Origin of the sequence: Streptomyces odonnellii, assembly GCF_000981895.1 — a bacterium.
GTDB classification, from domain to species: domain Bacteria; phylum Actinomycetota; class Actinomycetes; order Streptomycetales; family Streptomycetaceae; genus Streptomyces; species Streptomyces odonnellii.
The window spans coordinates 1-11,881 of record NZ_LATD01000257.1; the positions used below are offsets into that span (position 1 = coordinate 1).

At 66.7% G+C, this 11,881-nt stretch carries 15 protein-coding genes and 1 pseudogene; 5 read left to right on the forward strand and 11 right to left on the reverse strand.

The window, feature by feature from the left end; translation table 11 throughout:
- The 3 genes from WH07_RS37940 to WH07_RS23135 form a co-directional block, all read right to left on the reverse strand.
- Nucleotides 1-252: DUF397 domain-containing protein (locus tag WH07_RS37940; RefSeq protein WP_079023476.1), on the reverse strand; the 252-nt coding region annotated here is incomplete at its 3' end.
- Nucleotides 242-1,081 (reverse strand): helix-turn-helix domain-containing protein, encoded by an 840-nt coding sequence (locus WH07_RS23130; RefSeq protein WP_046503320.1) that lies wholly within the window; start codon nucleotides 1,079-1,081, stop codon nucleotides 242-244. The genes WH07_RS23130 and WH07_RS37940, both read right to left, overlap by 11 nt.
- 136 nt (nucleotides 1,082-1,217) lie before the next feature.
- Nucleotides 1,218-2,018: a hypothetical protein gene (locus WH07_RS23135; RefSeq protein WP_046503323.1), complete on the reverse strand. Its 801-nt coding sequence runs from the start codon at nucleotides 2,016-2,018 to the stop codon at nucleotides 1,218-1,220.
- A 203-nt stretch (nucleotides 2,019-2,221) separates the two neighbouring features.
- On the opposite strand from WH07_RS23135, the gene WH07_RS23140 reads away from it, so the two are divergent.
- Nucleotides 2,222-2,644: a hypothetical protein gene (locus WH07_RS23140; protein WP_046503325.1), complete on the forward strand. Its 423-nt coding sequence runs from the start codon at nucleotides 2,222-2,224 to the stop codon at nucleotides 2,642-2,644.
- Between the two features lie 151 nt (nucleotides 2,645-2,795).
- Here the strand turns inward: WH07_RS23140 and tgmC are convergent, their stop codons facing one another.
- The 3 genes from tgmC to tgmA are packed head-to-tail and all read right to left on the reverse strand — an operon-like array spanning nucleotide 2,796 to nucleotide 5,178.
- Nucleotides 2,796-3,923, reverse strand: coding sequence for an ATP-grasp peptide maturase system methyltransferase (gene tgmC, locus WH07_RS23145; RefSeq protein ID WP_046503328.1), 1,128 nt, complete (start codon nucleotides 3,921-3,923; stop codon nucleotides 2,796-2,798).
- Nucleotides 3,920-4,849, reverse strand: coding sequence for an ATP-grasp ribosomal peptide maturase (gene tgmB, locus WH07_RS23150; RefSeq protein ID WP_079023477.1), 930 nt, complete (start codon nucleotides 4,847-4,849; stop codon nucleotides 3,920-3,922). Before tgmB ends, tgmC begins: the two co-directional genes overlap by 4 nt.
- A gap of 17 nt (nucleotides 4,850-4,866) precedes the next feature.
- Nucleotides 4,867-5,178, reverse strand: a complete 312-nt coding sequence (tgmA, locus tag WH07_RS23155) for a putative ATP-grasp-modified RiPP (RefSeq protein ID WP_046503345.1) — start codon at nucleotides 5,176-5,178, stop codon at nucleotides 4,867-4,869.
- 274 nt (nucleotides 5,179-5,452) lie between these two features.
- Here tgmA and WH07_RS23160 point away from each other — a divergent pair, with 274 nt between their 5' ends.
- A complete protein-coding gene (locus tag WH07_RS23160) occupies nucleotides 5,453-6,166 on the forward strand; it encodes an N-acyl homoserine lactonase family protein (RefSeq protein WP_046503330.1) in 714 nt (237 codons plus the stop codon).
- 75 nt (nucleotides 6,167-6,241) lie between these two features.
- Here the strand turns inward: WH07_RS23160 and WH07_RS23165 are convergent, their stop codons facing one another.
- The 3 genes from WH07_RS23165 to WH07_RS23175 all read right to left on the reverse strand — a co-directional run bounded on the left by WH07_RS23165 (nucleotide 6,242) and on the right by WH07_RS23175 (nucleotide 8,745).
- The gene (locus tag WH07_RS23165; protein ID WP_046503333.1) at nucleotides 6,242-6,580 is read right to left on the reverse strand and encodes a YciI family protein; all 339 of its coding nucleotides are present in this window, start codon (nucleotides 6,578-6,580) and stop codon (nucleotides 6,242-6,244) included.
- Between the two features lie 182 nt (nucleotides 6,581-6,762).
- Nucleotides 6,763-7,224, reverse strand: coding sequence for a pyridoxamine 5'-phosphate oxidase family protein (locus WH07_RS23170; protein WP_046503336.1), 462 nt, complete (start codon nucleotides 7,222-7,224; stop codon nucleotides 6,763-6,765).
- A 966-nt stretch (nucleotides 7,225-8,190) separates the two neighbouring features.
- A complete protein-coding gene (locus WH07_RS23175) occupies nucleotides 8,191-8,745 on the reverse strand; it encodes a hypothetical protein (RefSeq protein ID WP_046503339.1) in 555 nt (184 codons plus the stop codon).
- A 225-nt stretch (nucleotides 8,746-8,970) separates the two neighbouring features.
- On the opposite strand from WH07_RS23175, the gene WH07_RS23180 reads away from it, so the two are divergent.
- Together WH07_RS23180 and WH07_RS41790 are read left to right on the forward strand one after the other, a co-directional pair.
- A complete protein-coding gene (locus WH07_RS23180) occupies nucleotides 8,971-9,588 on the forward strand; it encodes a hypothetical protein (RefSeq protein ID WP_232789027.1) in 618 nt (205 codons plus the stop codon).
- Nucleotides 9,572-9,700: a hypothetical protein gene (locus WH07_RS41790; RefSeq protein WP_269801383.1), complete on the forward strand. Its 129-nt coding sequence runs from the start codon at nucleotides 9,572-9,574 to the stop codon at nucleotides 9,698-9,700. Before WH07_RS23180 ends, WH07_RS41790 begins: the two co-directional genes overlap by 17 nt.
- Here WH07_RS41790 and WH07_RS23185 read toward each other — a convergent pair.
- Nucleotides 9,697-10,140 (reverse strand): hypothetical protein, encoded by a 444-nt coding sequence (locus WH07_RS23185; protein WP_157877417.1) that lies wholly within the window; start codon nucleotides 10,138-10,140, stop codon nucleotides 9,697-9,699. The two genes, WH07_RS41790 and WH07_RS23185, sit on opposite strands and share 4 nt — an antisense overlap.
- 459 nt (nucleotides 10,141-10,599) lie before the next feature.
- Between WH07_RS23185 and WH07_RS23190 the strand changes: the two genes are divergently transcribed.
- Complete coding sequence (locus tag WH07_RS23190) at nucleotides 10,600-11,373, forward strand: methyltransferase domain-containing protein (protein ID WP_046503342.1); 774 nt, start codon at nucleotides 10,600-10,602, stop codon at nucleotides 11,371-11,373.
- A gap of 35 nt (nucleotides 11,374-11,408) precedes the next feature.
- Here WH07_RS23190 and WH07_RS37950 read toward each other — a convergent pair.
- Nucleotides 11,409-11,501: pseudogene (locus tag WH07_RS37950) on the reverse strand (IS21-like element helper ATPase IstB); the annotation flags it as partial.
- Nucleotides 11,502-11,881: the final 380 nt, after the last annotated feature.

An 11,881-nucleotide genomic window follows, 5' to 3' on the forward strand; every position in this document is an offset into this window, starting at 1 on the left:
GGCGGGGATGGCGATGGCGGGGCCGTCGGGGTTCTTGCTGTCGCGTACGGGGACGAGACCGGGGACGCCGTCCGCGACCTCGACGCAACTGCCGCCATTCGGATTGCTGTAGCTGGACTTGCGCCAGCCGGCGAGGGCGGATGCCGGGATGGCGTCTGCCACCTCGACACAACTGCCGTTGTCCGGACCGCTATAGCTGGACTTGCGCCAGCCGGTGAGGGCGGATGCCTTGGGAATGGAGCTAACAGTCATTTTCGTAGTCCTCAGCCACCGATTCGATGAGGGCCAGGGATGCCGCTGGCGGCAACGCGGCGGCCCTCGTCAAATCGTATGACTGACGAAGCTTTCGCACGAGGTGCGGATCGTCGAACAGAGCTCCGGTGAACACGCCCTCGACATACGCTAGATCGGGCGCGTCATCGAAGCCCATCAGCGTCATCATGCTGCCCATCGTCGCGTGAGCTCCGGCCGAGAACGGGACGACCTGCAAGAAGATTCTGTCAGCTCGCATCAGCCTTGCGAGGTCGCGGAGTTGCTCAGCCATGACAGCCGAACCGCCAACCGCAGTCCGCAGAACCGCCTCGCTCACGACCACCCACACCACGGGAGTTTCCGGATTGCTGAGCAACTCTCGGCGCGAGGTTCGGCTTTTAACCAACTCGCCCATCCGCACCGGATTGGGGTTTGGCTCCCCCGACCGGTACACCGCTCGCGCGTACTCCGCCGTCTGCAGTATCCCTGGAACCAGCGACACCGCGTACTCAAAGATCGCGGTCGCGAGGCGCTCCGCTTCTGCCGCCTCCCTGAAGTGTGCGGCATATTTGGCCTCTTCGAGGATGTGGAGCATCCGGTGGAACCGGCCTCCCGTACCCAGCACCTTGTCGATGCGCTGCGCGTCTTCCGGACGCGGCATACGGCGACCCGCCTCAAAGTGGGCGATCAGCGTGGCGTGACAGACCACGCCCTCACCAAGCTGCGCCTGTGTCAGCCCGGCGGCTTCGCGGGCGATGCGCAGTTCCTGGCCGAAGTGCTTGCGCGGGGGCAGGTACTCCCGCGTCTGGCGCTTGTCCTCGTACGACATCTCAACGCTCCTTCTTGACAGGCGACTTGTCGAGCCATGCCCCCAACTGGAGCGTACGCGCGCACCCTTCACTCCGTAACTCATCCATCACAGAAAGCGACATGACACGCGAAACGTCAGCCCCGTCCCGCACCACTCAAACGGCCACCCCCCGGTGAGAAGCCCACGACTGGGCCGCTTCCGCCATCGCAGTGAGCCACGATGCTTCGGGCTTGCGCGCGGCGAACGCGCGGTGCATGCGCACCGTGGCGCCGGCGAACGCGTCGATCCCTTTCGGGTCCGCTTCCACCCAGGCCGTACAGCCGCACGCCCATGCTTCGGCGCGTTCGGCGCTGTGCCCCGCCGCGATCAGTTGCACAACCAGACAGGCGGGATCGATGAACGCCGCTCCGCGAGTGGGCCACGACCAGTCAACGGCCCACATGTTCTGATCTCCGATGATCAGGTTGCTCGGGTGGATGTCGGTGTAGAGCAGTGCCTCGCCCTGGAAGTGAGCGGTGTCGGCTTCATCCGCCGCGAAGCGGTTCCAGCGGGTCTCCGGCCAGTCATGGGCTACTTCGGGCAGATCCAGTTCCCCGATCCGGTTGAGGGTGTCAATGATCGCGGGGAGATCGGGCGAGTCCGGCGCGAAGCCGGAACTCCGTCCCTCGGCCCAATCGAATCCGAGCGCGATCCATTTGTCATCTTCCGCGTGCCATCGCAGAGCCGGGGAGATGGGGCATACGGCCGGGTTGACCAGCCTTTCGCGGGCAATGGAGTCACGTCGGCCGCCGGGCCGGTTGCGGACGGCTTTGACGAAGAACCGCCCCTTCTCGCCCTCGATCAGGGCCGTGACATCAGAGCTGAACCCACGCGCGGTAGGCCGGAACTCAACCAGGTCACCCGTGTGCGGGTGGACCAGGTCCCAGAACTCCGGCCCGGGGTCGTTGTGCCTCATGAGCCCTTCAGTTCCTCGGGGTTTTGCGCGAACTGGGGCGCCGTACCGTGCGGGCGCGACCGCCCGTACGGTCCACCGTTATTGCGGCGGCAGCGCGCTGAAGAAGTCGTTGGCTCGTTCTGCGATGGACGCGGTCAACATGCGCGTGGACACTGATGCGGTCCGCGGCCGAAGGCCCGCAACAGTCCCACCCTGGAGACAACATGCGCACCCGCATCGCCCCTGTCCTCACCGCCACCGCACTGACCACAGGCATGCTCCTCGGCGCCCCGGCGGCCGGCGCTCACGCCGCTGACTATCCGGTCAGCAACTTCGACGTCACCCTCGGGAACACGTACACGAGCGGCACGATCACCTGGTACAACCGGTCGGTCGTCGTGGCGGGCGAACACAAGTCGGTTGATCCGGCAAACTGCCGGGGCACAACGGCGTTCACCCTCGACAGCGGCGACAATCAACTGGGCAGGGAATACAGCCTGTACAGCGTGTGCGGCGCCAGCGACACATTCAGTATGACCGTTTCGGCAGACGTTCCCGGCGGAGCGGCCGTCGTGCGGGTCTGCCTCGATGACGGTGCCAAAACGCCCCCGGTCAAGTACCTGCTGTGCAAGCGCTACGGAGGCTGATTTCCGGGCCGGTCAGCAGCGACGACGCCAACGGGCTCACTACGAACAGTCACCCGAGCTTGTACGGGATCGACGTCCGCCCCGTCCCCGGACGCCATACAGCGCGCGCGAGACCGCCCGTACCACCCCCGCTCACCGCTCCCCGCAGTGCTCAGGCGGCGGCCCAGGTGATCGTCTGGCCGCCGGGATACGCGGTGATCAGGAAGCGGTCCGGGCCGGGCGACCCGTCCTCGCGCCACCGGGTCAGATGCTCCTCGATCCGGTCCCACAGGCGGTCGGGACCGCCTTGCCGTACGAGCCACCGTCCACCGTCGTTGCGCAGGGCCGCCCACGACTGGCGCTCCACGTCCAACAGCACATCTACCGGCCCTTCTTCGTCCGTCAACCCGAAGCGCTGAGCGCCCGGTGCGGCGAGTTGTGCGACGAACCGGGCCGTCCAGTCGTCCAGCGCATCACCTGCCACGCCGGCTTCCCGCTCCTCGCCCTCGCTCATGTCGGGCAGGGTTCCGAGCGGGGGCGGGGTCTGCGGGCGGGCGAGCATGAAGGAGATGGCGCCCCCGAGGAGTCGGCCTGCCGCCGTGCCGTCCTCCCGTACGGTGAGACGCGCCAGCTCCGAGGCGTAGAGCCAGCCGCCCACGGTGGCGAGGATCTGTCCGCCCGGCTTGACCTGCTCGATCCACTCGCCGGGGATGTGCAGCACCCCGCAGGTGGCGATGAGCCGGTCGTAGGGGGCGTTCTCGGGGCCGCCCTTCAGCCCGTCGGCCACGACGAGATCGGGGAGATGGCCCACGCGCCCCAGGGACACGCGGGCACGGGCGGACACGGCCGGGTCCACCTCGACGGAGGTCACCAGGCCGTCGCCCAGGCGGTGACAGAGCAATGCGGTCGAGTAGCCCGTACCTGTGCCGATCTCCAGCACCTTCATGCCGTCGCTGATGTGCAGCTCCTCCAGCATGCGGACGACGAGGCCGGGCAGGGTGCTCGAACTGGTCGGCTGCCGGTAGATCCGGCCGTCCATGTCGGCCGGCATCACGGTCCCGGCGATCTGGGTCACCAACGACTCGTCGGAATGGCAGGCTCGCAGCCATGCCGGATCGTCCGGCCGTACCGGCTCCCAGCCCGTACGGCCGCCTTCGTCCGTCCGCCGGAAGAATCCCTCACGCAGGAACTCATGGCGGGGGATGTCGAGGACCGCTTGACGCCACACCGGGGAGCGCAGGTCTCCGCCGGCCGCGATCCGGTCGGCGAGCGCTTCGCGGAGGCCCTTGTCGGTGGTCATTGCGGACGACGCTCCAGTAGATCGGCCATGGCGGACACCATGGGCAGCCCGGTGGGCGGCTCCAGCCAGGCCCACTGGCCGGAAGGATTGCATTCGAGAAACCACCATGCACCGTCGCGGTCAATGGCGAAGTCGAATGCGCCGAAGACCAGGCCGAAGTGTGCGAGATAGCGTTTCAGCGCGGCTTGGATCCCGTCCGGCGGCCTGACGACGCCGTAGGACAGTTTTGCGTAGTCAGTCCGCCAGTCCAGAAGACCGGAATCGATACCTACGGGGAAGACCCGGTCCCCGATGACTGTCACTCGCGCGTCGGCGACCTTGTCGACGAGCCGTTGGAACAGATGAGCGGTGCCTGCCACCCGCTCATCGAGCTGGTCGGCGGTGACCTCGCCGACCTCCACGGTGCAGGACACCCCGTCCACTCGGTACAGCGGGGTGGAGAGGGGCTTGTAGATCGCCGGACCGTGGTCCTCGACGAACTTCCTCGCCGCCGTGGGGTCGGAGGTGACCAACGTGTCGGGGACCTTGAAACCGCACTGCACCGCGGCGGCGAGCCCGGAGGGTTTGAACTCGGCGTCCCCGATGCGGTGGGGGTGGTTGACGTACAGGCAGCCGGGCAGAGACGCGAGGACTCCGCCGAGCCCGTAACGGGCTTGCGTCACCGCGAACCGCGCATCCTGTTCGCCGATGTGCGGGAAAGCGAATCCGGACGGGCGACGGTAGTACAGAGAGCGGACTCGCGAGAGGTCCGCGGTCCGGGTGGGGGTGGCCAGGGTTCCACCAATGCCTGCTTCGGTGATCGTGGCCGCGACCGACAGGGTGGCGGGGAAGTCCCCGGAGTCGAGCCGCACTACTGGGACGCACCGGTCGTGCAGCTCGTTGATCACCAGGTCGGCCGTAGGGTCGTCCACCATGGTGACGAACATCACCGGGCTGTCATTCGTCACTGGTCGCTGTCGTTCCCGGTGTCCTGGTCACCACCACCGGAACCGCCGGGCCCGGAACCATCCGACGGATTGCCGGTGTTGGTGGACGGGTTGGTACCGGTGCTGGTGCCGTGGGCGGGCATCTCCATGACTTGGCCGCCCTGGGCGAAGTAGCGCGCGGTCTGTGATGTGGCGTCGATCTCGGCGCGGGCGTAGGCGGGCGCCACGGATGGGTACGGGGCCATCCTCTGGAGTCCCCACGGCACAGGAGTTGTGTGCCCCTGCGGCAGTGGGGAACTGGTCGGGAGTCGATCCGAGTGGTTGAACATGTTGTCCTCCGTGGGGAGTTCGACGTGCCTGAGCAGACCCGTCCGCGCCGGCATGAAACCTCTGAGCGGGCCGCGCGGCTGGGCGTGTCCTCCTTTCGCGGCATCCCAACGCTCGTTCCTGCCAGGCCCTTTGTCGGGCCATGCCCTCTGATGAACCTTATGCACCCACCCTCCGTGCCGTAATCAATCCGCCACAGAAAGCGACATGACACAAGAAATGTCAGCCCGGTCCAATGCGTGCGCGGCACGTTGTACTGGCTGCCAACATGGGCGCATGGGGAAGAACGTGGCGGTGCGCCGACTCGACCTGGGGTACTTCGTCCGGCCCGAGGCGGAGACGGGCGGCTCGCAGCCGCGGGTCGAGCCTGTCCTCGCCTACCTGGTACGGCACGACCAGGGGCTGATCCTCTTCGATACCGGCATCGGCAGCGCCGACCCCGAAACCGAAGCGCATTACCGGCCCCGACGGCGAGCGTTGCAGGATGCCCTGTCAGCGTCCGGAGTCGCCCTTGACGACATCTCCATGGTCGTGAACTGCCATCTGCACTTCGACCACTGCGGCGGGAACCCGCTCCTGGGCGGCACGCCCATCCTGGTCCAGGACGTCGAACTGGCCATGGCCCGTCGGGGCGACTACACGTTCGACGAACTGATCGACTTCCCCGGCGCGACCTACGAGGAAGTCGCCGGCGAAACCGAGGTCCGGCCAGGAGTCTGGATCATTCCGACGCCCGGGCACACCGAAGGGCACCAGTCTCTGGTGGTCCGGCAGAGCGACGGCACAGTCGTCCTCGCCGGGCAGGCACACGACTTCGCTTCCCACTTCGCGTCCGGACAACTGGCCCGCCACGCGGCACTTGACGGCGCGGAGCAGCCACTTCCTCCGTATCCGCAGTGGCTGGACCGACTCGCCGACTTCGACCCACGACGTGTGCTCTTCGCCCACGACTGCTCGGTCTGGGAACCGCCGGAGACCGAAGGCCGCTGAATCCCCGGACCGGGACCGGGACCGGGACCGGGGCCGGGGCCGGGGCCGGGCGCGGGCGCGGCGTGACGTCCCCGGTCAGTCGGTCGGGTCGGCCATGATCTCCCGGACCTCCTGCGCACAGCGGCACGCGGCAGCGAGCTTGGCAGCCCACTCCAGCGCGTCCTCCCGTGAGGGCACATCGAGGATCGCGAACCCGCCGAGCACCGCCTTGGTCTCCGGGAACGGGCCGTCGGTGACGGTCCCGTCGACGGCCACGACGCTCGCCCGCTGCCTTTGCAGTCCGCCACCGAAGACCCACACACCGGCATCCCGGGCCTCACCCACCACCTTGAGCGAGGCCTCGGCCACGTCGGGCAACTCCTCCTCGGGGAAGGTCATCGCGCCGTCGTCGAACGAGATCAGGTACCGCGTCATGCTTGGCTCCCTTGGCCCTTGGCCGTTGGCCGTCTTCGGCCGCCCTTCACCCTACGACGGGCGCCTCTCTTCAGAGGTGACGGCGGGCGACGCCCGTTCGCCTTGACCGTCACGCCACGGCACACCAGGCGGTGGGGGGCGGGCGTCAGTCAGGGGCGGCCGCTATTCCAGCCATGTCCCGGCTATTCCAGCCATGTCCCGTCGCGCATGATGACTCTGCCGCGTAGTTCCGGCTCGCCGCGCCAAGCGCGCACAGTCTTCGGCACCACGCGCACATACAGAAAGGGACCTTCCTCCGTACGCGGGTCCCACCCGAACTTGGCGGTGAAGGCGTCCGCCGCGTCCCCGGGCACGTCCTCGTCCGGGAAGCACTCCGCCTCACCCTCAAGAAGCACCACGTCGAAGGTGTCCGGCAGCGCCAGGCGTACGCGCGGCTCCGCGCGGACGTTCCGGGCGGTCGCGGAAGCGGCACCCGTACACATCCACACCGCCCGCCCGTCCCACAGGAACCACAACGGCACCTGGTGCGGCCCGTGAGCAGGATGTGCCGTCGACACCCACACATCCCGCCCGGCAACCAGCCGTTCCAAAGTGTCGCGCCTGCGCTCCGCCGCCTGACGGCGAACAATCCCCGTGCTCTGCATGAGTGCCGACCCTAACGAGCAGACTCACGGCGCGCATGAGGCGAGGGACCTACGCCCGGCGACCGATGAACCCCTCGGCCTCCGACTCGGGGGGCGGCTGGCTTTGTCCAGTTCGAGCAGCAGCCGTTGTCTGTGAGTGTCCCTTGTCATCCAATCGAGGCGTTTGACAACGAACCCAGCTGGCGGGAGGAAGGGCTTAGCTGACCACGAGGAGCGCTTGATGTGCGTGGGGCGTACCGGACATGTCGCTGTCATGTGCACTGCTTTGGGGTGATCCGTACGCCCCCGTCGCCGAGGAGCGGGGGCCGGGCAGGCGGAGAGCAATGACGTAGCGACAACAGGGCACAGCGGTTTCCGGCGGGGGCCGACAGCCTCGACGTAACAAATCAGCGGGCACGGCCGGGAGCCGTGACCTATGCAGGCAGCACTGGCGGCAAATCTGCTGGACGAGGTCGCCGGTCCTTGGGATACGCGATTGCTGGCGCTGCAGCTGCCAGGGAGACCGGGTCTGCCTTCCCCATCCCTTGCCTATGGCGGCCAGAAGCCGAACGAGGAGCAAAAGCCAGACGACCAGACTGGTGCCAGCGGATCGTCAAGCAGCCGGGAAGACGACCTGCCCGACTGGGCCCGCAAGGAACTGGCGAAGGTCCGCAACGAAGCGGCCGGGTATCGCACTCGACTGCGGGACGCCGAGACGAAGCTCTCCGGGGCCAAGAGCCCAGAGGAGTTCGAGGCCGCCCTCACGGACGTGAAGGCCAAGAACGCCGACCACTGTGGCCCGCAGGTTCGATCTCCCCGAGGCCCTGGCGGGTCGCCTGCATGGCAAGACACCCGAGGAGTTGGAGGCCGACGGACAAGGCCCTTCAGGCTCTTGTCACCCAGGCGGCTCCAGCCACCCTCGGCGGTGGTCTCGACCCGTCCGACGAGGACGACGGAGAGATAGCTCGCGCGGCGCTCCAAGCGCTTCTAGCCCCGCAGCTCCCAGACGGTCATGTCAAACGTGACAGGCCCCTTCGGAGGCGCCGAGGCTACCCGCAGGAAGGCAACCCGGCCTTCGCTTGTTTCCACGCAGATGCCGCGCCCTCGTTGCAAATTGTCCATCGAGTCACTGGCGTTCCTCTGTACGGCTTGCAGGCAGTCCGCTTCCTGAACGGCCCCGGAAGTCGCAGCGATCGGGGCGACCGCTCCGCCGAGGTAGCCGTAGACCTTCGCGTTCTCCATGGCCCCGGACGCGTCCGTGTTCACGAGGATGTCGACGCCGTTCGGAGCTTCGCCCTCTACGAGCGGTGCCCTTGTATCTAGCTCCAGATAGCTGCCGTTTACGTCGACCTCAACGGCTTTAGGGCCGAACATGATCTTCGACGCCGCCTGACGGGGCGTGGGCGATGCCCTCGAGGCATCCGCTGAGCCTTCGCCGCCCGTCAAGGTCCTTCCCTCGGCTGAACCTTGATCGTCCGAGGGGGCAAGTGCGAGATATACGGACACGAGAATCCCAACGACGGGAATCACGATCCCGATCACCCACCATGCCCACTTTGGCTGTCCCGCTTCCTGCCTCGGCTCAGAGGGCCTCGTACTGGGCCTCGTTCGTGGTTGATGTCCTTGCGTCTGCACCAGGCACCCCCGTCAGGCATCTCTCGTCGCTTGAGGCGATCACGCTACGACAGCCTCACAAACCTCGGCTAGCTCAGCCGGTCACGATCCAACCCGCCAACCCGGCGCCAACCCCCTTGTAGGGGAGTTCTGTTGCCCACCGCACAGCATCAGGTCGTACAGCCCCGGAAGCTCGTGAACACCGCTGTTGGGATGCTCGAACAGGAGCTGCTCATCCCGAACCCGTTCCAGGAGCAGGGCGTCGACCAGTTCAAGGGTGCCGATGACGACATCATCTCCAGGAAGGTCGAAGGCATCCTGCCGTTCCACGACTACGCGTGGCGCAACGACCGCTCGAACCCGATCGTCTTCAACGAGAACGCGGAGCGGACCATCTCCGTGACCTTCGGCGGCAACGTGTACTCGGCCGTCAAGCTCACCGACGAGCAGAACGACGTCGACAGCGACAACTGGTCGAAGCTCCTGCGCCCGCAGTCCAAGGCCGTCGCGCGCTATCTCCAGCGCCGGGCCGTCAACCTTCTCACCGGCCAGACCTGCAGCGCCACCATCAGCAACGCTCAGCAGAACCTTCGCCCTGCGATGGGTTCGCGACTACGACCCGCTGTACATGCAAGACCGCTCGGTCGTGAACACATACGCGGGCTTCCGGTCGGTGACGGACATCCTCGTCGGCTGGGACGGTACGAACGAGCGGGAGGTGATCTCCGCCGAGGAGTACTTCGTTCGCGGCATCATGCTCACGCTCGCTAACGGGTACTACCCGGCCGCGAGCGGTGAGTTGACCACCATCATGGGAGTCTCTGACGCGAAAGTGTGGACCCTGACCGGCATGACGGCCGTGACCGACCTGGCGAACGCCTAGTTGTCCTCTTCTGCCGCGACGGATGCTTCCTTCAGTTCCTCGACTTCCGCTTCGGCCGAGTGCTTGTCGCCAAGGGCCCGAGCAACATCGTTCAGCAGCACGAGGTCGACCTTCGCCACACGGCGAGCGGTCGCGACGAGGGTGCGGAGCCGTCGCGGCAGGCGATCGTCCGGCCGTACCCCGTACCACTGCTCGGCGATCAGCTCTTTCACCTGGCGTTCCGACATGTTGAGCACCTTCGCGATGCCAGGGATGTACTTCGGCGCGGGAGGGGTGTCCATGTGATAGTTGGCCATGTTGTTCCACCATCCCGCGGATCGGCTCTCCTCCTTCCCGCCGACATCCCAGGTCCTCGCCTCCATCTGGCTATAGGTCATACCTGCGGCGTTGCGTGCACGTACCGCCTGGCTGAATACGTCCCTGAACACGTCGTCGGTCACACCCACATTCTTCAGTCAGATGAACACACTGTCTAGCTGTTTAGAGGAACTGGAGCGGCTCGCGTGCGCATCCACCTGAACGCCCCCTGAAAGATGATGGATTGAGTGCCCTATGTAGTCCTCAATGAGCTAGAGGGCCGCCTCGACCGGGACCTCGATCCCGACGAGCTGCGGATCGCGGCCGGTGCGTTGGAAGACGCGTCCTAGTCCTGGTACCGAGTCGGACCGTGGCCGTTCTAAGCCCTCCGATGGCCTGCTCTGCCATGACAGACGTGTCCTGGGCCGACAGCCTCGGTGCGGTGTCCGCGCTCGCCGGTTCGATCGGGCTCGGTTCGGTGGCAAACGACTAGTTTCGCTGTCAAAGGACAGCGAGTTCGGACAGCAGTTGATGATCTCGGGGCGCGTGGATGTCGACGAGAAATGACGTCGTGCGGGGAAGGGAGTGTTTGACTGGCTCGTATGTCATCGATTCTTGGCGTGCCCCGGCCTGATCAGGCTTCCTACATGCTGCGGGCCGCCGCCGGCGATGCGGGCCGTGCGTACAAGCAGCAGTTGCTCGACCTGTTGGATCTCCAGGAGGGCCAGACCGTCCTGGACGTGGGATGCGGCCCGGGCACGGACCTGCCGGCGCTGGCGGAACGTGTCGGAGACCGGGGCACGGTGATCGGCGTCGACCGTGACCCGGCCATGCTCACCCGAGCTCGCGAACGCACGAACGACCTGCACCGGGTGGAGATCCGCGAAGGAGACGTGCACGCACTGCCCGTCGAGCCGGGCACGGTGGATCGGGCCAAGATCGACCGAGTCCTCATGCATGTTGACGAACCCGTGGATGCTCTTGCGCAGCTCCATCGTGCCACCCGGCCAGGCGCGCGGATCGGCCTTGCCGAACCCGATTGGGACACCCTGATCGTTGACGCTGAGGATCTTGAGACGAGCCGCGCTTTTACCCGATATACCACTGCAGAAATGGTCTGCAATGCGACCATCGGGCGCAGCCTTCCGCGTTTCGCCGAACAGGCAGGCTTCCGCGTCGAAGCTGTGCTCGCCACGACGCCGGTCTTCCGTGACTTTCAAGAGGCGGACCACACCCTAGGCCTCGGCCGCAACATGCAGAAAGCCATCAACGAGGGCCGCATCGACCGAGACCGTGGCCATCGCTGGTTCGCCGGCCTTTCCCAGGGGCCGTTCTTCGCATCGTTCACTCTCGTCAGCGTGATCTGCTCCCGCTGATTCAGCCAGCCTTGGCGGGGGGCTTCAGCTCGGGTTCATGTGCCAGCGAGGCGGTAGGAGTCGGTACCTGTCTCGATAATCGTGCCGTTGAAGGTGTGGCGGTCGACGATGGCCGCGCAGAGGCGGGGTCAGGCGTCACCACTGCTCGATAAAGCCAGGGCCGCCGACCGGGGTGCTCAGCATGTCAACTGGAGCGCTCGGTACAGGTCGGCTGCGAGACGGGTACAGCCACCCGTCTCCGAGCGACCCCTCGGCCGGGGCCTGGGCCCTGTCCGGTCAACGGTGTGCCGCCGACCGCATCAATTGCCCTCCGGTACTAGCCTGTTGGTTGTAACCGACCGACAGGCACGACAACATCTGCATGGGGGAAGCGGACAGGTGGACGGCGCCGCGGATGGGAATGGGCGGGACGCGGGGCCTCCCGTACCCGTACCCGAGCCCGGGGCAGTCCCTCCGGCGCGCCCGTCGGCGCCCTCCCCGGCACCCCCGTCGGCCGCCGCGCCCGCAC